The sequence below is a fragment of the Bradyrhizobium sp. WSM2793 genome (assembly GCF_000379585.1).
Classification (GTDB): domain Bacteria; phylum Pseudomonadota; class Alphaproteobacteria; order Rhizobiales; family Xanthobacteraceae; genus Bradyrhizobium.
Map to the genome: position 1 here is coordinate 47,526 of NZ_KB902768.1, position 18,844 is coordinate 66,369.

An 18,844-nucleotide genomic window follows, 5' to 3' on the forward strand; every position below is an offset into this window, starting at 1 on the left:
AGCGCAATATGAATGTTGCATCGCACAATTAACTATGCCATATAAGCCGTGCCCCGGGCCAATGCGGACGGGGTGAGCCCATAGCTCAAACCAATGAGGATGGAGAGAACCCCATGACCACTGAAACCAACACCGCTTTCGAGGGCTTCAAGGACGCTTTCAAGAACATCCAGAATCTGGAAGTTCCCGAGGCCGCCCGCGAGTTCGTCAAGAAGACCGCCAACACCGCCAAGGATCGTGCTGCCGAGGCCTTCGCAGGCTCCGAGCGCATGACCGCGGCCGTCGAGAACGCGGTGACCGAATCCGTCGCTGAGGCCGGCAAGATCAGCCGCAACATCCAGCAGGCGATCTATGACGACGCCCAGGCGTTCTTCGCCGGCATCGACAAGCTTGCTTCCGCCAAGTCGGTCAGCGAAGCCGTCGAGATCCAGTCGAGCCTGCTCCGCGCCCGCGGCGAAGTGTTCGTCTCGCGTGCCAAGGCGACCGCCGACTATTTCGGCCAGCTCGCCGCCAACGGTGCGAAGTCCGCTCAGGACAATTTTGCCAAGGTCTACAACAAGACCGCCTGATCCGGCGCCCTGAGTGAAAACTGAAATTTGAGGCCCGCTTCGGCGGGCCTTTTGTTTCTGCGCTGCCGTCATTGTGACTGACCGTCATTCCGGGGCGCCCGAAGGGCGAACTCTGGTGCGCAATTGCGCACCAGAGAATCTCGAGCTTCTTAGGTGCGCAAGAGCGCACCATAGTTCGATGCTTCGCATCGCCCCGGAATGACGTAATCTCCCATCCGTCATGAATGCACCCGCCACCTTCTCCTTCGACACCCCCGGCGATGCCGAACGCGCGGCCGAGCTGCGCCGTGTGAAAGCGCTGGCGATGCTGGTCTTGGCCGCGACGCTTCTGCTCTTCATCGTCGCGAAATGGCTGCTGCCGGTGCATCCCGTGTTCGGCTTCATCGCCGCCTTCGCGGAAGCCGCGACCATCGGCGGGCTTGCCGACTGGTATGCCGTGGTCGCGCTGTTCAAGCGTCCGCTCGGCCTGCCGATCCCGCATACCGCGATCATCCAGAGCAACCAGGCCCGGATCGCCGACAAGCTCGGCGAATTCATCCAGGTGCATTTCCTCGAGGCCGGTCCGGTCGAGGCCAAGCTGAAGGAGATCGATTTCGGCTCCTTCGTCGCCGACTGGCTGCGCGACCGCAAGCGCAGCGACGATCTCGCGCGCTTCGCGCTCCGCCTGTTGCCGGAAGCCGTCTCGGCGACGGAGAGCTCGGGCCTGATGACCTTCATCATCCGCCGCATGTCATCGCAGCTCCAGGCCATCGACCTCGCCCCGCTCGCGGCCGGCACGTTGCGCGGCTTCGTGGCGGAGGGGCGCCACCAGATCCTGTTCGACGATCTCCTGCGCGTGATGCACGAGACGCTGAACCAGAAAGAGACGATGGGGATGATCCGCGAGAAAGTGCGCGCGGAATTGCCAACCCTGCTGCGGCTCTATCGCGCGGACAAGTTTCTGGTGAACAAGATCGTGGCGTCCGCCACCGCCTTCTTCAATGAAGTGCGCAGCGATCCCAAACATCCGTTCCGTGGCGAGTTCGATCGCATGGTGCTGAGCTTCGTCGACCGGCTCGGCACCGATCAGGCCTATATCGACCGGATCGACGGGCTGAAGCGCGATCTGCTTGCGCGGCCCGAGCTTGCCGATCTCGCCCGCACCGTGTGGGCCAACACGCGCTCTTTCATCGAGCGCAGCGCGAGCGGCGAAACGCAGGTGCTGCAGCATCATCTCGCCGGCATGTTCGTCGCCGCAGGAGAAGCGCTCGCGGGCGATGCCGAGCTGCGCGGCGAGATCAACAAGGGGCTGGTAACGGTGCTGCGCAGCTTCGTCGCTGACCAGAAAAGCGGCGTCTCCATCTTCATCTCCGACCAGGTCAAGGCGTGGGACATGGCGCAGTTGATTTCGCTGATCGAAATCAACATCGGGCGCGACCTGCAATACATCCGCTTCAACGGCTCGCTGATCGGTGGGCTCGCCGGGCTGGTGCTCTACTCCGTAGAATACCTGCTCCGATTGCTGTGACTTTTGCGTCACGGACGTTAGCATTAACGCGCGGGCCTATTGTCGCCCCGCGACTCTCCCGCTTGAATGTCGGGAACCGGCCGCCTAGCTGATTCATGCTGCGCTGCGGAACGATCAAGAAGCCGGCGTATTGGAATTCATGCCCATTTGCCGGCATCGCGCCCGGCGTCTTCTCAGGGGAAACATTGATGACCGCTACTGCCCAGACGCTGCGTCCGCCGTCGAGAACACTGATGTTTCTGGAAGGGCGCGCGATCCACGAGTTCGGCGCGTTCCTCGGCGCGCTGCCGCTGCTGAGCCTTGCGCCGCGCGGCGATGGGCATCCGGTGCTGGTGCTGCCGGGCCTCGTGGCCTCGGATGCATCCACGCGTGCGTTGCGGACGTTTCTGACCAGCAAGGGTTATGCGGTGAGCGGTTGGCGCCAAGGCCGCAACTATGGTCTGCGCGAGGGCGTGCAGCATGCCATGGTAGATCTGGTCGAGGAGCTCAGCGACACCCATGGCCGCAAGATCAGCCTGGTCGGCTGGAGCCTCGGCGGCCTCTATGCACGCCAGCTCGCCAAGATGATGCCCGAGCGCGTGCGCCAGGTGATCACGCTCGGCAGCCCCTTCGCCGGCAATCCCCGCTCCACCAATGCCTGGCGCGTCTATGAATGGGCGAGCGGTCGGAAGTCGGACGAGGTCGACCCGCGGTTCGGCGGCGAGCTCGCGGTGCCACCGCCGGTGCCGACCACCGCCATCTTCAGCCGCACCGACGGCGTCTGCGCCTGGCAGGGCTGCATGGAAAAGACGGGCGCCCAGACAGAGAGCATCGAGGTCGAGAGCAGCCATTGCGGCATGGGCCATCATCCCGCCGTGGTCTATGCGGTGGCCGACCGGCTCGCGCAGAAGGAAGGCCAGTGGCGGCCGTTCGATCGTAGCGGCTGGCGTAGCCTGGCCTATCCCGATCCGCATCGGTAGTGCGCTTCTTCACCTCGCCCCGCTTGCGGGGAGAGGTCGGATCGCATCGGAGATGCGATCCGGGTGAGGGGAGTCTCCGCGACTCCCGCTCTCACCGAATGCGCGGAGGCTCCCCCTCATCCCGACCTTCTCCCCGCAAGCGGGGAGAAGGAGAAGTGGCGTCGCTCCGGTCCATTGTCGCGCCTGTATCAAACGCGCTATGCCTCGGGCATGGCGCATCCGTTGTCCCGCATCATCGACCAGCTCAAGCGCGAACCCTCGCGCACCGGCTCCATCGTCATCACCGTGTTCGGCGACGCCATCGTGCCGCGCGGCAGCTCAGTGTGGCTCGGCACGCTGCTGGAATTCTTTCAAGGGCTCGACATCGACAGCGGCGTGGTGCGCACCGCGATGTCGCGGCTCGCCGCCGACGGCTGGCTGACGCGCGAGAAGGTTGGCCGCAACAGCTTCTATCGGCTGGCCGACAAGGGGCGCCAGACGTTCGAGGCCGCGACGCGCCACATCTACGATCCGCCGCCATCCGACTGGACCGGACGCTTCGAGCTGCTCCTGATCGGCAATGGTGAGGACCGCGACGCCTCGCGCGACGCGCTGCGCAATGCCGGCTTCGGCAGTCCGCTGCCGGGCGTCTGGGTCGCGCCGTCGGGGGTGCCAGTCCCGGATGAAGCTTCGGGCGCGATCCGTCTCGAGGTCTCGGCGGAGGATGACAGCGGGCGTCGACTGCTCAGCGCAAGTTGGCCGCTGGATCGCACCGCGGATGCCTATCTGAAATTCATGAAGACGTTCGAGCCGCTGCGCGCCGCGATCGGCCGCGGCACGGATCTGTCCGAGGCCGACGCCTTCACCGCGCGCATCCTCTTGATCCACCACTACCGCCGCGTCGTGCTGCGCGATCCGCTGCTGCCCGAAAGCCTGCTGCCGACGAACTGGCCGGGCAGGGCCGCACGGGACCTGTGCGGCGAAATTTATCGTGCGCTGCTTGCCCCCTCCGAACAATGGCTTGATGGACATGGAACCAACGAAAAGGGGCCATTGCCGCCAGCGCGGAAGTTGCTGGAAAGGAGGTTCGAGGCCTGAGTTTTATGTTACAGAAATATCTTGCATGACGTAATTATTGTTATATATTCCCTCCCAATAAATCGGGAGGATGCGCATGTATACCCAGGCGCTGAATACGGCCGAGACCAACGACCGCAGTCTTGAGGACGCAGGCCTAGCTGCGCAGTTCCAGGCCCGCATCGATGCCGAGGAGCGCATCGAGCCGAACGACTGGATGCCGGCGGCCTATCGCAAGACGCTCACACGCCAGATTTCCCAGCACGCCCATTCCGAAATCGTCGGCATGCTGCCCGAAGGCAACTGGATCACCCGCGCGCCGACCCTGCGCCGCAAGGCCGCGCTCCTCGCCAAGGTGCAGGACGAGTGCGGCCACGGCCTCTATCTCTACGCCGCGGCCGAGACGCTCGGCACCTCGCGCGAAGAGCTGGTCGACGCCATGCTCGCGGGCAAAGCCAAGTATTCCTCGATCTTCAACTATCCGACGCTGACCTGGGCCGACATCGGCACCATTGGTTGGCTGGTCGACGGCGCCGCGATCATGAACCAGATCCCGCTGTGCCGCTGCTCCTATGGACCCTATGCGCGCGCGATGATCCGCGTCTGCAAGGAAGAATCCTTCCATCAGCGCCAGGGCTACGAGATCATGCTGACGCTGTGCCGCGGCTCGGACGAGCAGAAGGCAATGGCGCAGGATGCGCTGAATAGATGGTGGTGGCCGGTGCTGATGATGTTCGGCCCGCCAGATAGCACGAGCCAGCATAGCGACACCTCGACCAAGTGGAAGATCAAGCGCTTCTCCAACGACGAGCTGCGCCAGAAGTTCGTCGATGCTACCGTGCCGCAGGCGCAATATCTCGGCCTCACCATTCCCGATCCCGGCATGACGCAGGATGCCGACGGGCACTGGCGTTACAGCGAGATCGACTGGACCGAGTTCAAGCAGGTCCTCGCCGGCAACGGTCCGTGCAATCGCGATCGCATGGCTGCGCGCCGCAAGGCGCACGAAGACGGCGCCTGGGTGCGCGAGGCCGCAGCTAGCTATGCCGCCAAACGTGCGCATCGCCAGACTGCGCAAGCTGCCGAGTAGGGAGATCAATATGGCCACGCCGAACACGCCGCTGTGGGAAGTCTTCATTCGCAGCCGCAACGGGCTCGCGCACAAGCATGTGGGATCGCTGCATGCGAGCGACGCGACGATGGCTCTGCAGGCCGCCCGCGACGTCTACACCCGCCGCGGCGAGGGCCTCTCGATCTGGGTCGTGCCGTCCACCGCGATCACCGCGAGCGATCCCGCCGAAAAAGGCATGATGTTCGAGCCGGCGGAATCGAAGATCTACCGGCATCCGACGTTCTATGAAGTGCCGGAAGAAGTGGGGCACATGTGATGGCGATCGCCAACATCGAGGTCTCCGAAACGCCGCTGGTTCTCTACGCGCTGCGCCGCGCCGACGATGCGCTGATCCTCGGCCATCGGCTGTCGGAATGGTGCGGGCACGCACCGATGCTGGAAGAGGACATGGCGCTCTCCAACATCGCGCTCGACCTCATCGGTCAGGCGCGCGAGCTCTACAGCTACGCAGCCAAGGCCGAAAGCAAGGACAACGACGAGGACAAGCTCGCTTATCTGCGCGACGTCAGGCAGTATCGCAACCTGCTGCTGGTCGAGCAGCCGAACGGCGATTTTGCCCAGACGCTGGTGCGACAGTTCTTCTATTCCGCGTTCGCCGACCTCTACTGGCGCGCGATGATGAATTCGCGCGACACGACGCTGGCCGCGATTGCCGCCAAGTCGGAGAAGGAGAGCGCCTATCATTTGCGCCACGCCTCGGAGTGGCTCATCCGGCTCGGCGACGGCACCGATGAGAGCCACGCCCGCGCGCAGGCCGCGATCGACCAGCTCTGGGCCTTCACCGGCGAGATGTTTGCCGTCGATGATGGCGAGCGCGCGCTGATCCACGCCGGTATCGCGATTGATCCCGGCACCTTGCGTGGTCGCTGGTTGCAAACGCTTTCCGATGTCGCCAATGAAGCCACGCTGGTCCTGCCGCAGAACGACTGGATGCAGCAGGGCGGCCGCGTGGGCCGGCACAGCGAACATCTCGGCCATCTCCTGTCCGAGCTGCAATCGATGCAGCGCACCTTTCCGGGGCTGACATGGTGAGCGTGCTCGACCGTGACAGCGAACTGCGCCGGCGCGCCTGGGACGCCGCGGCGAGCGTGGTCGATCCCGAAATTCCAGTGCTGACCATCGCCGACCTCGGCGTGCTGCGCGAGGTTGCGCTCGACGGCGATCACGTCGAGGTCGCGATCACCCCGACCTATTCCGGCTGTCCGGCGATGAACATGATCGCGCTGGAAATCGAGGTCGCGCTGGAGCGCGCCGGTTTTCGCCGGTCAAAAGTCCGCACCGTGCTGTCGCCGGCCTGGACCACCGACTGGATGAGCGAGGAGGGTCGCCACAAGCTGCGCGCCTATGGCATCGCGCCGCCGCAGGCTTCAAGCTCGCGCCGGGCACTGTTCGGTGAACAGGCAGTGGCCTGCCCGCAATGTGGCTCGGGAAACACCGAGCTGCTGTCTGAATTCGGCTCGACCTCCTGCAAAGCGCTGTGGCGCTGCAAGTCCTGCCGCGAACCGTTCGATTACTTCAAGTGTCATTGACCATGTCAGCCACCGCACCGCGCTTCCATCGCCTGGCCGTCAACGATCTCCGCCGCGAGGCGTCCGACGCCATCTCGATGACCTTCACCATCCCCGGCGAACTCGCCAGCGATTACGCTTTCACGCCTGGCCAATACCTCACGCTCCGCACCACGCTGGACGGTGAGGAGGTGCGCCGCTCCTATTCGATCTGTTCCGGCCCTGATGACGGCGAGATCCGCATCGCCGTGAAGAAGGTCGACGGCGGTGCGTTTTCGAACTGGGCAGCCGAAGATCTCAAATGCGGCGACGAACTCGATGTGATGACGCCGACGGGCCGCTTCGGTGCGATTCCTCACGCGGATGCCGGACGCATCCATGTCGGGTTCGCCGCAGGCTCCGGCATCACGCCGATCCTGTCGATCGTCAAGGGCACGCTCGCGCGTGAGCCGGACAGCCGCTTCTTCCTGTTCTACGGCAACCGCACCACCGACAACATCATGTTCCTTGAAGCGCTCGAGGAACTGAAGGACCGCTTCATCGACCGCCTCTCGATCTTCCACGTCATCTCCGGCGAGGAGCAGGACATCCCGATCCTGCACGGCCGGCTCGACGGCGACAAGGTGAGGGTGCTGCTGCGCTCGCTGGTGCCAGCGGTCAGCGTCGATCACGTCTACATTTGCGGGCCCCTCGGCATGAGCGAGGATATCGAGGCGACTTGCCGCGAGCTCGGCATCGCCGAAGAGCGTATCCACGTCGAACGCTTCGTCTCCGAGTTCGGTGGCAAGCCGCGGCCGAAGAAGGCGGTCGCGCCCGACGCGCCGCCGAAGGCGGTCGCCTCGCTGATCATCGATGGCAAGCGCCGCGACGTGCCGGTCGCGGAGGACGAGGCGATCCTCGATGCCGCGCTGCGCGCCGGCGTCGATCTACCCTTCGCCTGCAAGGGCGGCATGTGCTCGACCTGCCGCGCCAAGCTGGTCGAGGGTGAAGCGCCGATGGACATCAACTATTCGCTGGAGCCCTGGGAGCTGAAGGCCGGGTTCGTCCTGACCTGCCAGGCCAAGCCGTCGTCAGAGCGGGTCGTGGTCGATTATGACCATGTTTGAGCCGGTGCTTCAGACGCTGACGATGCAAATGCGTCGCATTATTTGACAGTCTTCGCCAACCAGCAGAACATCATGGGCAAACATCTGGCCGGGAGAAGCGCGTGAACGTCAAAGCCGCCCTGTCGCCTGAGGATATTGCCCGCGCCTGCGCTGAGGCGATGTGGACGGAGGACGATGCCTCCAAAGGGCTCGGCATGGAGATCGTCGAGATTGGCCCCGGCTTCGCGACGCTCGCAATGACGGTGCGGCCGGACATGGTCAACGGCCAACGCATTGCCCATGGCGGCTTCATCTTCACGCTTGCCGATTCCGCCTTCGCGTTTGCCTGCAACTCGCACAACGAACGCGTGGTCGCAGCGCAAGGGCAGATCACCTTCATCAAGCCGGGCAGGCTCGGCGACCGCCTTGTTGCGAAGGCGTGCGAGGTCACCCGCGGCGGCCGCTCCGGCATCTACGACGTGCGCGTCACCGCCGGTGACATCGTCGTCGCCGAATTCCGCGGGCATTCGCGCGTCATTCCCGGCACGTGGCTACCGACGCAGGATCAATAATCAAGCAAGAAAAAACTAATCAATGATGGGAAACGAGGATGGCTCTGACGAGACTCAAGGAAGGCGGCAGCGCCTATAGCGCCGAGCTGGACGCGCATGAGCGTGCCTCGCGCGACGAGATCATGGCGCTGCAGAAGCAGCGGCTGGCCTGGTCGCTGAAGCACGCCTATGACAACGTCGCGCATTATCGCAAGGCCTTCGACGAGGCCGGCGTGCATCCGTCCGATTTTCGCGAGCTCTCCGATCTCGCGAAATTCCCGTTCACGGTGAAAACGGATCTGCGCGACAATTATCCCTTCAACATGTTCGCCGTGCCGCGCGAAAAGCTGGTGCGCGTGCATGCGTCCTCCGGCACGACCGGCAAGCCGATCGTGGTGGGGTATACGCAAGGAGACATCGACACGTGGTCGGACGTGATGGCGCGCTCGATCCGCGCCGCCGGCGGGCGTACGGGCATGATCATCCACAATGCCTATGGCTACGGCCTCTTCACCGGCGGCCTTGGCGTGCACTACGGTGCCGAAAAACTCGGCTGCACCGTGGTGCCGATCTCGGGCGGCATGACCGAGCGGCAGGTGCAGCTGATCAACGACTTCCGGCCCGACATCATCACGGTGACGCCGAGCTACATGCTGGCAATCCTCGACGAGTTCAAGCGTCAGAAGCTCGACCCGCGCCAGTGCTCGCTCAAGGTCGGCATCTTCGGCGCCGAACCCTGGACCAATGCGATGCGCGGCGAGATCGAGGACGCCTTCGATATGGATGCGACCGACATCTACGGTCTCTCCGAGGTGATCGGCCCCGGCGTCGCCCAGGAATGCATCGAGACCAAGGATGGCCTGCACATCTGGGAGGATCATTTTTATCCCGAAGTGATCGATCCTGAAACGGGTGCGGTGCTGCCGGACGGTGAGAAGGGCGAACTGGTCTTCACCTCACTCACCAAGGAAGCTTTTCCCGTGATCCGCTATCGCACCCGCGACCTGACGCGGCTGTTGCCAGGCACGGCGCGGCCGGGCATGCGGCGGATGGAGAAGGTGACGGGCCGCTCGGACGACATGATCATCCTGCGCGGTGTCAACCTGTTCCCGACGCAGATCGAGGAGGTGCTGCTCGCGACCGACTGGTGCGGCGGCCACTTCATCCTGGAACTGACCCGCGAAGGCCGTATGGACGAGCTGACCATCATCGCGGAGGCGCGGTCCGAGAGCTGGGACGGCCGCGGTCTCCTCGACCATGCCGACCGGATTGCGACCCACATCAAGAACACCATCGGCATTAGCTCCAGGGTGCAGGTGGTCGCGCCCGCCACGCTGGAGCGCTCGCTGGGCAAGGCCAAACGCCTCTACGACAAGCGGCCCAAGGATTGACTTTACGGATTGACTTGACGGATTGACTTGACCGGCCCCAGAGGCGACAAGGCCCGCGAGAAATCGCGGGTCTTTCATGTCGCCAGCCGATACCAAAACCGTCGAAGCGCGCTGCGTGCGCCTCAATGCCAAGGCCGAGAATGCTGCCGCGGTTGCGCCCGTGGTCGAGCATCACACGCTGACGCGCGGTCCGAACGATCTCCTGATCGAGGTCAAGGCCGCCGCCGTCAATCCCTCCGACGTCAAGGCCGCGACCGGCTTGATGCCCTATGCTGTGTTCCCGCGCACGCCGGGCCGCGACTATTCCGGCGTGGTGACCGACGGGCCGGCCGGCACGGTCGGCCGCGAGGTGTTCGGATCCTCCGGCGATCTCGGCATCCGCCGCGACGGTACCCACGCAACCCATCTCGTCGTCGAGGCTGATGCGGTGGTGGAGAAGCCGAGCACGGTGTCGTGGGAGGAGGCAGCGGGCATCGGCGTGCCCTTCGTCACCGCGATGGAAGGCTTTCGCCGCGCCGGCGTGCCGAAGAGCGGGGAGACCGTTTTGGTGTTCGGCGTCAATGGCAAGGTCGGCCAGGCCGCGGTGCAGATCGCGACATGGCAGGGCGCGCGCGTCATCGGCGTGGTGCGCAAAGCGGAAGCTTACGAAGGCCACACCAACGCCCCCATCGAGGTGGTTGACGCCTCCGCGACCGACGTCGCCACGCGCGTGCGCGAATTGACCGGCGGCAAGGGGGTCGATGTCGTCTTCAACACGGTCGGCGATCCCTATTTCCAGGCCGCGCACAAGTCGCTCGCATTGCGTGGCCGTCAGATCCTGATCGCCGCGATCGACCGCATCGTGCAGTTCAACATCCTCGAATTCTACCGGGGCCAGCACACCTATGTCGGCATCGATACGCTCGGCCTGTCGTCGGCCGCTCCAGGCGCAGTGCTGCGCGATCTCGGCCCGGGCTTTGCGAGCGGCCAGCTGAAGCCGTTCCCGATCAAGGCGAATGCCGTCTATCCGCTGGAGCGTGCCAAGGAGGCGTATGTCGCGGTTGCCGGCTCCTCGCGGGATCGCGTGGTCCTGAAGCCGTAATCATGGACTCGTCCGCAGCAATCGTCATCTTCGCCGGCCTTGCCATCGGCCTTGTCTACGGCGCCGTCGGTCTGCTCAGCGGCTTCTGCCTGATGAGCAGCATGCGCGGCTGGCTTGCGGAGGGAGACGGACGGCTGGTGCGGACCTATGCGCTGGCGATCGCCGTCGCGATCGGCGCCAGCCAGTTCCTTGCCGGCAACGGCATGGCTGATTTGAGCAAGTCGATCTACCTGCAGCAGACGTTCTCGGTGCCGGTGCTGTTCCTCGGCGGAGTGCTGTTTGGTTACGGCATGGTGCTGTCGAACGGCTGCGGCTCGCGCGCCCTGGTGCTGCTCGGCCGCGGCAATCTCCGCTCCTTCGTCGTCGTGATCGTGCTCGCCATCGCTGCGCAGATGACGCTCAAGGGGCTGATCGCACCGGCGCGCATCGCGCTGGTTCAGGCCTCGCAAACCACCGTCAATGTCAATTCGCTGCCTTCGTTGCTGGCATCGCTTGGCCCCGGTGAAGTGCTCTCGCGTGCGCTGGCGGCGGCCGTGATCGTCGTCGCGCTGATCCTGTTTGCCTTCGCGCATCCGATGTTCCGGCGCTCACCGGGCCAGATCGCGGCGGGCGTCGTCGTCGGCCTGCTCGTCGCCGCCGGCTGGCTTGTCACCGGCTATCTCGGTGCCGACGACTTCAATCCGGTGCCGGTGACCTCGCTCACCTTCATCGCGCCGATCGCGGACGCGCTGCAATACGCCATGCTCTCGACCGGCCTGACGCTCAATTTCGGTATTGCGACGGTCGCTGGCGTCTTCGCTGGCAGCCTGATCACCGCACTCGCCACAGGCCGCTTCAAGCTCGAAGGCTATTCCTCGCCGCGCCACATGCTGCGCTCGGGCAGCGGCGCCGCGCTGATGGGCATCGGCGGCGTGATGGCGTTCGGCTGCTCGATCGGGCAGGGGCTCACGGGCGTGTCGACACTGGCGCTGGGCTCGTTCGTTGCGCTCGCCGGCATCCTGCTCGGCACGACCGCAGGTTTGCGTGGCGTGCTGCGGGTTCAACCCCTCGCGGTGGCCTGACTGCGCAACAGCCGGTCGCCGAGCGTCGCAAGTCCGATGCCGGTGACGATCAATCCGGCCGCAACGGCGAGGCTCTTGTCGATGGGCTCGCCCAGCAGGATCGCAGCACTGGCGATACCGACGAGCGGTGTTCCGGTGGTGCCAAGCGACGTCGTCAGCGCCGAGATGCTTTTATTGACCATCGACATCGCCCAATAGGCCAGCGCGCTTCCGATCAGGCCAGAGTACAGGAACAGCATAGCCAGCCGCCACGACCATTCCACGTGCGGCAGCCCGTCGATGACCATCGCAAGGGTCGAGAGCACGCCCGTGGCCACGAGCAGCTGCCAGAACAGGAGCTGGAGCGGAGAGGCGATCCAGCGATGCGCGCAGATATAGATGATGTTCGCAGCCCACGAGATCGCGGCCAGGATGACCATGCCGGCACCGAGCACGACGTTGGCATTGCTCCAGTCGATTGAAGACGGATTTAGGATCACGGCAAGGCCGATCAGTCCGAGCAGGGCGCCGGCGAGCTTGGGCGCGGTCAGGATGTCCTTCCCGAGCAGGGGTGCCGCAATCGCGACCCAGAGCGGCGTGGTGTAGCCGAGCACGATGCCCTTGCTTGCGGGCAGGAAGCGCAGGCCGGTCGCGACCAAAATCGAGAAGAGCGTCATGTGCAGCAGCGCGACGCTGAGGACTACTGGAACGTCGCGTCGCTCCGGAATCACAAGATTGTTGCTCAGCCCGAGGATCACAAACAATCCTGCCAGCGCGATCCAGCTCCGGATCGCCGAGCTCCACAGCGGCGGGACGAGCTGCACCAATTGCTTCGTCACCGACCAGTTCACGCCCCAGGCCAGCACGACAATGAGGAACAGGCCGACGGCCGCGCGGGGTGACAGGGAGTTCATCGCAAGATCCTTGAAGCAGTCCGGTCCGGCAGATAGCATCCGCGCTGGTACCCACAAAAGCGCCAGATGAGAAAGGAACAAGGTGCCAGTTTCGGATGATATGATCTCGGCCCTGATCGACCTGAAGCGGACCGGCGACGAAGGTCTGGTGGCTCAACTGACGAGCCAGCTCCGAGGCTTGATCGCGACCGGCCGCCTCGGCAAAGGTCGCGCGCTGCCGTCGAGCCGCCGGCTCGCGAGCGATCTCGGCGTTTCCCGCAACACCATCACCTATGCGTTCGAGCAGCTCGCCGCGGAGGGATACCTCGAGGCCTCGCATGGCCGCCGTCCGATCGTCACCGTCGACGGCGGCGAACGACGCGAAGGAGCGGATACCGTTGCGGCGCGCGTGCGCTCCGGCAAGCTGCGGCTTTCACCCTGGGCCTCGCAGCTCAAGCAGACCGACTGGCCGATGTCCTATCAGGTGCCGCTCAGACCGTTGCGGCCAGGGCTTGGAGATGCGCGAGAGTTTCCGAACGAGATCTGGGCTCGCTGCCTGCGCCGTAGCGCCGTGCATGCGGCCAAACGCGAGCTCGGACCGGTCAACCGAGCGCGCCTGCGCGAGGCGCTCGCGCATTACCTGGCCGCGAGCAGAGGCGTTCGCGCCACGCCAGAGCAGATCATGATCCTGCCGAGCGCGCAGGCCGCACTGACCTTGATCGCGGCTGTTCTCATCTCCCCCGGCGACGAGGTCTGGGTCGAGGATCCCGGTTATCCCGGCGCGGCCGCCGCTTTCTGTGCCTCCGGCGCGCGCGTGACCGGCATGAGGCTGGACACGCAGGGCATGCAGCGGATGCCGGGTCTCGCGGCCCCGAAATTGATCTTCATGACGCCATCGCACCAGCATCCCACCGGACGGCTGATGTCGCTGGCGCGCCGCACCGAATTTCTTGGTGTGTGCAGGCCCGGCAAGAGCTGGATCGTGGAGGACGATTACGACGGCGAATTCCACTACGACAGCCGGCCGGTGCCGGCCTTGCAAGGGCTCGATGCCCATGGCCGCGTGTTCTATGTCGGTACCTTCTCGAAGGTGATGACGTCCGATATCCGGCTCGGCTATCTCGTCGTGCCGCCGGCGCTGGTCAGCACCTTCGAGATCGCACAGCGGCACATCGGGCTGATCGCGTCCAGCCACATCCAGGAAGCGCTGGCCGAGTTCATCGCCGACGGGCATTTCCTCGCGCATCTGCGCCGGATGCGCCGGCTCTATCACGCGCGCCGCGACCACATCGTTGCAGGACTGGAGCGCCATCTGGGCGAGATGCTCTCGGTCGAAGTGCCCGCGGGCGGCATCCAGCTCGTCGCCCGTTTCAAACGCGGGACCGCCGATCGGTCGGCAGTCAAGCGACTGGCTGCCGGGGGCGTTGAAACGCGGGCGCTGTCCAGCCTGGCGCTGGATCGACCCCGCGATCATGGCCTGCTGCTCGGCTTTGCGGCCTGGCGCGAGAACGAGATCAGCGCGGCATTGCGGACGATGGCATCGTGCTTCTAGCGCAGTCGCGCTAGTCCACGGCCTTCGTCACGATGCGGATCTCCGACGTCAATGTCCGGTGCACGGGGCACTTGTCGGCGATCTCCATCAATTTCTTGCGCTGCTCGGCATCGAGCGCGCCATCCATCGCAATGTCGCGTTCGATCTGGTCGAGCATGCCTTCGCGTGTCTCGCACTCCGCGCAGTCTTTGGCGTAGATCTTGGAATGCTTCAATCTGACGGTGACGCGGTCGAGCGGCAGCGATTTGCGGTCGGCATAAAGACGCATGGTCATGGAGGTGCAGGCCCCTAAGCCAGCGAGCAGGAAGTCATAGGGCCCAGGACCGGCATCCTCGCCGCCGGCGGCGACCGGTTCGTCCGCCACCAGACGATGTGGTCCGACCGTGACGAGCTGGTTGAACTTGCTCTTGCGGGTCTCCTGCACCACGACCTGGCGCGGCGCCTCGGGCAGATCCATCGCCTTCGCGGGCTTTGCGGTGTCGATGTAGCGGCTGGCCCAGGCCGTAATCACGTCGGCTGCGTAGAGGGCGTCGGCGGGCTTGGCAAGCAGATGATCGGCATGGTCGAGCGAGACGAAACTCTTGGGGTGCCTGGCCGCAACGAAGATCTTGGTCGCGTTGTCGATGCCGACGGTGTCGTCGACCGGCGAGTGCATCACCAGCAGCGCCTTGTGCAGCCCTGTGATGTCCTTCATCAGCTCCTGCTCGGCGATGTCCTCGAGGAACTCGCGCTTGATCCGGAACGCGCGTCCTGCGAGCGAGACCTCGACCTCGCCCTGCGCGCGGATGTTGTCGAGATGCTCCCTGAAGAGGCCGGTCACGTGCGCCGGATCGGATGGCGCCGCGATGGTCACAACTGCCCTGGCTTCCGGGATACGTCCGGCTGCCGCGAGGATCGCGGCGCCGCCGAGGCTGTGGCCGATCAGGATCGACGGCGCCTTGCGGGCACTGCGCAGATGGTCGGCCGCGCGGATCAGATCGGCGACGTTGGACGAAAACGTCGAATTGGCGAAATCGCCTTCGCTCGAGCCGAGCCCGGTGAAGTCGAAGCGCAGGACCGCGATGCCCTTGGCTGCCAGCGCGACCGAGATGCGCTTGGCGGCCAGCGTATCCTTGCCGCAAGTGAAGCAGTGCGCAAACAGCGCGTAGGCCGCGGGCTCGCCGTCCGGCAACTCCAGCGCGGCGGCAAGCTGATGTCCGCCTTCGCCCGTGAATTGAAAGCGCTCCGTCGACATGGGCTTCCCCTCGTTCCTGCTTGAATTCTAATCGTCGGAATAGCGCTGCTCGGCCCAGGGGTCGCCGCGATTATGATAGCCGCGGACTTCCCAGAAGCCCGGCGCGTCCTCGGTCAGGAATTCGATGGCCTGGAGCCATTTCGCGCTCTTCCAGAAATAGAGATGCGGCACGACCAACCGTACCGGGCCGCCATGCTCCTCCGTCAGCGGCTGGCCGGACCAGCTATGGGCGAGCAGCGCATCCTCGGCGGCAAAGTCTTCCAGCGCGAGGTTGGTAGTGTAGCCGTCATGGGAATGCAGCGTCACGAAGCGTGCGTCCTCGCGCGGCTGGCAGGCCGCGAGCAGCTCGCGCGTGGCAAGCCCTTCCCACTCATTGTCGTAGCGCGACCAGGTGGTGACGCAATGGATGTCGGAGGTGAACCGGGCCTGTTTCTGCGCGATGAATTCGGCGAATGTCCAGAACACGGGGCTCTCGATCGCGCCATAGACGTCGAGCCGCCAGCGCTCGCGTGACACCGGCGGCACGACTCCGAGATCGAGCACAGGCCAGTCCTTGGTGAGGTGCTGGCCGGGCGGCAGCCGTTGGTCCTCCGGCCGCGTGATCTTCCCCGTGAGAAAGCGGCCCTCGCGCGCCCATTTCTCCTTGGTGCGCGTCAGCTTGCTGTCGGATGGCGTCTCGTCAGCCATGGTCTACTCGTGCCGATGCATTGCCGAAGTGTGCTTGGTGTCGCGCATGGTAGCATAGATCACCAGGGACAGGCAGATGATGCCGCTGAGGTAGAAGTAGAACCATTCCTCGTGCCCGATGCTCTTGAAATAGAGCGCGATCGCCGGCGCTGTGCCGCCGAAGACCGACACCGTGATGGCATAGGGCAGGCCGACGCCGAGCGCGCGGACGTTGGTCGGGAACAACTCGGCCTTCACCACCGCGTTGATCGAAGTATAGCCGGCGACGAACAGCCAGGCGCAGCAGATCAGGATGAACGCGACGAAGGGCGACTTAGTCTCCTTCAGGGTCATCAAAAGCGGCACGGTCGCGAGCGTGCCGGCGACACCGAAGAAGATCAAGAGCGGCTTGCGTCCGATCTTGTCGGAGATTGCGCCGTAGATCGGCTGGAGGATGGTCGCGAAGACCAGGGTGCCGAAGATCACGAAAGTGGTCTGGTCCTCGGTCAGCCCGACCGAAAGCTTGACGAAGGTCTGCATGTAGGTGGTGAAGGTATAGAACGCCGCGGTGCCGCCGGCGGTGAGGCCGACCACCAGCAACAGCTCGCGCGGATAACGCAGCAAATTGGTGATCGAGCCGGTCGGCTTGACTACCTTCTTGGCTTCCTCGAACGCCTCCGTCTCGTGCAGGCCGCGCCGCATCACCGCGGCAAAGACCGCGAGCGCTGCACCGATCGCGAAGGGGATACGCCACCCCCAGTCCTTCAGCTCCTGTGGGGTGAGGAAGACCTTTTGCAGGAGCAGCAGCACGATGATCGCGGTGAGCTGGCCACCGATCAGGGTGACGTATTGAAAGCTCGAATAGAAGCCGCGGTGCTTGGGGTCGGCGACCTCGCTGAGATAGGTGGCACTGGCGCCATATTCGCCGCCGAGGCTGAGGCCTTCGATGACGCGGGCGAGCGCGAGGATGACCGGCGCGGCGAATCCGATCGTGGCATAGGTCGGCGTCAGCGCGATGATCAGCGAACCAAAGCACATGAAGACGACAGAGAGCGTGAGCGAGATGCGCCGTCCGAAATGGTCGGCGAGATAGCCGAAGAACCAGCCGCCGAGGGGCCGCATCAGGAACGTCGCCGCGAAGACGACGGCGACGTTCAATTGCTGCACGACGGGGTCGTTGCCCGGGAAGAAGGCGGGAGCGAAATAGAGCGCGAACGCCGTATAGGCGTAGAAATCGTACCACTCGACCAGATTGCCGATGGAGCCGATGAAGATCGCCTTGATCCGCCGCTTGGCGTCGGCGATGTCGATGTGGTCGGAGGCCGGTTGAATTGCTTGTTCAGTCACGTCCGGCCTCTCCGTTGTCTGGAAAGGCCTACATCGCCTTTCCGAGCAAGAATGGCAACTGGCGGGGGCCCCGCACCGTGCCCTGTGACCAGGTCACCGCGCCTGCCGGATCGAGCCGGAAATCTGGAATGCGTTTCAGCCATTCCTCCAGCGCAACCTGCATCTCCATGCGTGCCAGGTTGGAACCGACGCAGCGGTGAATGCCGAGGCCGAAGGCGGCGTGCCGGTTTTCGCGGCGGTCGATCACGACTTTGTCAGCGTCCGGAAACATCTTTGGATCGCGGTTGGCGGCCGGGAACGACAGCAGCACCATGTTGCCCGCCTTGACCGGGCAGCCCGAGATCGTGGTCTCCTTGACCACCTCGCGGGCCATCGTCACCGGAGAATAGGCGCGCAGCAGTTCCTCAACTGCGGTCGGGATCAGTCCCGGCTCGGCGATCAGTCGCTCGCGGTCCCCCGGCGTCTTCGCGAGGTGCCAGAGCGAGGAGCCGATCGCGCTCCAGGTGGTGTCGATGCCGGCGATCAGGAGCAGGCGCAGCGAGCCAAGAACGTGCGAGTCTTCGAGCGGGTTGCCCTCCTTGTCCTTGGCGTTCATCAGGTAGGAGATGAGATCGTCGGTCGGCTTGTCCTTGCGCGCCTCGATATGCGCGCTGAAATAGGCGCTCATCTCCTGCACGGCCTGGAGCAGCTTGCTCTCGTCCTTGATGCCCAGCTCGAGGATCATGTGGATCCAGTTGATGAAGAGATCGCTGTCGCTCTCGGGGATGCCGAGCATGTGGGCGATGGCCCGAACCGGGATATATTTGGCGTAGCGTGCGGCGGCGTCGACCTTGCCATCGGCGATGAAGCCGTCGATCAGCTCGTTGCAGATCGCGCGCATCCGCGGTTCCAGCTTCTTCATCGCGTCCGGCGTGAAGGGCGGCAGCAACAGTTGCTTGGCCGGCTTGTGCACGGGCGGATCTGAGGTGATCGGCGGGGCGGCGTTCCTCGCGATCTCGGGACGGACGTCGCGCACGATGATGCGGCGCGAGGAGAAATGCTCGGTGTCGTTGGCGATCTCGCGCACCGCCTCATAGGTCGTCGGCATGTAGCAGCCGAGGAAACGCTCGGTGTGCACGACCGGGCTCGCTGCGCGCAGCTCGTCCCAGATCGGGAAGGGATCCTCCGTCCATTGCGGATCGGTATGGTCGAAATCATGGACCCAGTCGGTGACGGGCGGATGGGCGGCAGGCGGACTGGCGTCGGACATGGCAGGGAATCCCTTGGCTCGTGT

General features: G+C 64.6%; 19 protein-coding genes. 14 read left to right on the forward strand and 5 right to left on the reverse strand.

The annotated features are described in order from the left end of the window. Nucleotides 1-113: 113 nt before the first annotated feature. The 13 genes from A3AS_RS0100205 (at nucleotide 114) to A3AS_RS0100265 (ending at nucleotide 11,900) form a co-directional block, all read left to right on the forward strand. The gene (locus A3AS_RS0100205) at nucleotides 114-569 is read left to right on the forward strand and encodes a phasin (protein ID WP_018315583.1); all 456 of its coding nucleotides are present in this window, start codon (nucleotides 114-116) and stop codon (nucleotides 567-569) included. Between the two features lie 220 nt (nucleotides 570-789). After that, nucleotides 790-2,076 carry a DUF445 domain-containing protein gene (locus A3AS_RS0100210; RefSeq protein WP_018315584.1) on the forward strand — a complete coding sequence of 429 codons (1,287 nt, stop codon included), beginning with the start codon at nucleotides 790-792 and terminating at the stop codon, nucleotides 2,074-2,076. Between the two features lie 188 nt (nucleotides 2,077-2,264). After that, nucleotides 2,265-3,035 carry a triacylglycerol lipase gene (locus A3AS_RS0100215; protein WP_026201525.1) on the forward strand — a complete coding sequence of 257 codons (771 nt, stop codon included), beginning with the start codon at nucleotides 2,265-2,267 and terminating at the stop codon, nucleotides 3,033-3,035. 210 nt (nucleotides 3,036-3,245) lie between these two features. Beyond that, nucleotides 3,246-4,112 carry a phenylacetic acid degradation operon negative regulatory protein PaaX gene (paaX, locus tag A3AS_RS0100220; protein ID WP_018315586.1) on the forward strand — a complete coding sequence of 289 codons (867 nt, stop codon included), beginning with the start codon at nucleotides 3,246-3,248 and terminating at the stop codon, nucleotides 4,110-4,112. A gap of 76 nt (nucleotides 4,113-4,188) precedes the next feature. After that, entirely contained in the window at nucleotides 4,189-5,181 is a 993-nt protein-coding gene (gene paaA / locus A3AS_RS0100225) for a 1,2-phenylacetyl-CoA epoxidase subunit PaaA (protein WP_026201526.1), read from the forward strand. A 10-nt stretch (nucleotides 5,182-5,191) separates the two neighbouring features. Beyond that, entirely contained in the window at nucleotides 5,192-5,479 is a 288-nt protein-coding gene (gene paaB / locus A3AS_RS0100230) for a 1,2-phenylacetyl-CoA epoxidase subunit PaaB (RefSeq protein ID WP_018315588.1), read from the forward strand. After that, nucleotides 5,479-6,255 (forward strand): 1,2-phenylacetyl-CoA epoxidase subunit PaaC, encoded by a 777-nt coding sequence (paaC, locus tag A3AS_RS0100235; RefSeq protein WP_018315589.1) that lies wholly within the window; start codon nucleotides 5,479-5,481, stop codon nucleotides 6,253-6,255. The genes paaB and paaC overlap by 1 nt, the downstream gene beginning before the upstream one ends. Further along, complete coding sequence (gene paaD, locus A3AS_RS0100240) at nucleotides 6,249-6,752, forward strand: 1,2-phenylacetyl-CoA epoxidase subunit PaaD (protein ID WP_018315590.1); 504 nt, start codon at nucleotides 6,249-6,251, stop codon at nucleotides 6,750-6,752. The genes paaC and paaD overlap by 7 nt, the downstream gene beginning before the upstream one ends. A gap of 2 nt (nucleotides 6,753-6,754) precedes the next feature. Beyond that, a complete protein-coding gene (gene paaE, locus A3AS_RS0100245) occupies nucleotides 6,755-7,837 on the forward strand; it encodes a 1,2-phenylacetyl-CoA epoxidase subunit PaaE (protein WP_026201527.1) in 1,083 nt (360 codons plus the stop codon). 101 nt (nucleotides 7,838-7,938) lie between these two features. Further along, nucleotides 7,939-8,388: a hydroxyphenylacetyl-CoA thioesterase PaaI gene (gene paaI / locus A3AS_RS0100250; protein WP_018315592.1), complete on the forward strand. Its 450-nt coding sequence runs from the start codon at nucleotides 7,939-7,941 to the stop codon at nucleotides 8,386-8,388. Nucleotides 8,389-8,426: 38 nt separating this feature from the next. Then, nucleotides 8,427-9,758 carry a phenylacetate--CoA ligase PaaK gene (gene paaK / locus A3AS_RS0100255; RefSeq protein WP_018315593.1) on the forward strand — a complete coding sequence of 444 codons (1,332 nt, stop codon included), beginning with the start codon at nucleotides 8,427-8,429 and terminating at the stop codon, nucleotides 9,756-9,758. A 76-nt stretch (nucleotides 9,759-9,834) separates the two neighbouring features. Further along, nucleotides 9,835-10,839: a zinc-binding alcohol dehydrogenase family protein gene (locus A3AS_RS0100260; RefSeq protein ID WP_018315594.1), complete on the forward strand. Its 1,005-nt coding sequence runs from the start codon at nucleotides 9,835-9,837 to the stop codon at nucleotides 10,837-10,839. A gap of 2 nt (nucleotides 10,840-10,841) precedes the next feature. After that, on the forward strand, nucleotides 10,842-11,900 hold the full coding sequence (locus A3AS_RS0100265) for a YeeE/YedE family protein (RefSeq protein ID WP_018315595.1): 1,059 nt from the start codon (nucleotides 10,842-10,844) through the stop codon (nucleotides 11,898-11,900). Here the strand turns inward: A3AS_RS0100265 and A3AS_RS0100270 are convergent. Further along, on the reverse strand, nucleotides 11,879-12,793 hold the full coding sequence (locus A3AS_RS0100270; RefSeq protein ID WP_026201528.1) for a DMT family transporter: 915 nt from the start codon (nucleotides 12,791-12,793) through the stop codon (nucleotides 11,879-11,881). The genes A3AS_RS0100265 and A3AS_RS0100270 overlap by 22 nt on opposite strands. 100 nt (nucleotides 12,794-12,893) lie before the next feature. Here A3AS_RS0100270 and A3AS_RS0100275 point away from each other — a divergent pair, with 100 nt between their 5' ends. Then, entirely contained in the window at nucleotides 12,894-14,324 is a 1,431-nt protein-coding gene (locus A3AS_RS0100275; protein WP_018315597.1) for a PLP-dependent aminotransferase family protein, read from the forward strand. 10 nt (nucleotides 14,325-14,334) lie between these two features. Here A3AS_RS0100275 and A3AS_RS0100280 read toward each other — a convergent pair whose 3' ends face one another. The 4 genes from A3AS_RS0100280 to A3AS_RS0100295 are packed head-to-tail and all read right to left on the reverse strand — an operon-like array spanning nucleotide 14,335 to nucleotide 18,820. Continuing rightward, nucleotides 14,335-15,558, reverse strand: coding sequence for a bifunctional alpha/beta hydrolase/OsmC family protein (locus A3AS_RS0100280; RefSeq protein ID WP_018315598.1), 1,224 nt, complete (start codon nucleotides 15,556-15,558; stop codon nucleotides 14,335-14,337). A gap of 27 nt (nucleotides 15,559-15,585) precedes the next feature. Continuing rightward, on the reverse strand, nucleotides 15,586-16,245 hold the full coding sequence (locus A3AS_RS0100285; RefSeq protein ID WP_018315599.1) for a sulfite oxidase-like oxidoreductase: 660 nt from the start codon (nucleotides 16,243-16,245) through the stop codon (nucleotides 15,586-15,588). Nucleotides 16,246-16,248: 3 nt separating this feature from the next. Continuing rightward, nucleotides 16,249-17,571 (reverse strand): MFS transporter, encoded by a 1,323-nt coding sequence (locus A3AS_RS0100290; protein WP_018315600.1) that lies wholly within the window; start codon nucleotides 17,569-17,571, stop codon nucleotides 16,249-16,251. A 28-nt stretch (nucleotides 17,572-17,599) separates the two neighbouring features. After that, nucleotides 17,600-18,820, reverse strand: a complete 1,221-nt coding sequence (locus tag A3AS_RS0100295) for a cytochrome P450 (RefSeq protein WP_018315601.1) — start codon at nucleotides 18,818-18,820, stop codon at nucleotides 17,600-17,602. Nucleotides 18,821-18,844 lie beyond the last annotated feature (24 nt).

Excerpts from the sequence above, each read along its gene's own strand:
- paaE (WP_026201527.1), top strand. The coding sequence starts at position 6,755 with ATGTCAGCCACCGCACCGCGCTTCCATCGCCTGGCCGTCAACGATCTC.
- paaD (WP_018315590.1), top strand. The coding sequence starts at position 6,249 with ATGGTGAGCGTGCTCGACCGTGACAGCGAACTGCGCCGGCGCGCCTGG.
- A3AS_RS0100270 (WP_026201528.1), bottom strand. The coding sequence starts at position 12,793 with ATGAACTCCCTGTCACCCCGCGCGGCCGTCGGCCTGTTCCTCATTGTC.
- A3AS_RS0100210 (WP_018315584.1), top strand. The coding sequence starts at position 790 with ATGAATGCACCCGCCACCTTCTCCTTCGACACCCCCGGCGATGCCGAA.
- A3AS_RS0100265 (WP_018315595.1), top strand. The coding sequence starts at position 10,842 with ATGGACTCGTCCGCAGCAATCGTCATCTTCGCCGGCCTTGCCATCGGC.
- paaC (WP_018315589.1), top strand. The coding sequence starts at position 5,479 with ATGGCGATCGCCAACATCGAGGTCTCCGAAACGCCGCTGGTTCTCTAC.
- paaA (WP_026201526.1), top strand. The coding sequence starts at position 4,189 with ATGTATACCCAGGCGCTGAATACGGCCGAGACCAACGACCGCAGTCTT.
- paaX (WP_018315586.1), top strand. The coding sequence starts at position 3,246 with ATGGCGCATCCGTTGTCCCGCATCATCGACCAGCTCAAGCGCGAACCC.
- paaK (WP_018315593.1), top strand. The coding sequence starts at position 8,427 with ATGGCTCTGACGAGACTCAAGGAAGGCGGCAGCGCCTATAGCGCCGAG.
- A3AS_RS0100215 (WP_026201525.1), top strand. The coding sequence starts at position 2,265 with ATGACCGCTACTGCCCAGACGCTGCGTCCGCCGTCGAGAACACTGATG.
- paaB (WP_018315588.1), top strand. The coding sequence starts at position 5,192 with ATGGCCACGCCGAACACGCCGCTGTGGGAAGTCTTCATTCGCAGCCGC.
- A3AS_RS0100295 (WP_018315601.1), bottom strand. The coding sequence starts at position 18,820 with ATGTCCGACGCCAGTCCGCCTGCCGCCCATCCGCCCGTCACCGACTGG.
- A3AS_RS0100275 (WP_018315597.1), top strand. The coding sequence starts at position 12,894 with ATGATCTCGGCCCTGATCGACCTGAAGCGGACCGGCGACGAAGGTCTG.
- A3AS_RS0100285 (WP_018315599.1), bottom strand. The coding sequence starts at position 16,245 with ATGGCTGACGAGACGCCATCCGACAGCAAGCTGACGCGCACCAAGGAG.
- A3AS_RS0100260 (WP_018315594.1), top strand. The coding sequence starts at position 9,835 with ATGTCGCCAGCCGATACCAAAACCGTCGAAGCGCGCTGCGTGCGCCTC.
- A3AS_RS0100205 (WP_018315583.1), top strand. The coding sequence starts at position 114 with ATGACCACTGAAACCAACACCGCTTTCGAGGGCTTCAAGGACGCTTTC.
- A3AS_RS0100280 (WP_018315598.1), bottom strand. The coding sequence starts at position 15,558 with ATGTCGACGGAGCGCTTTCAATTCACGGGCGAAGGCGGACATCAGCTT.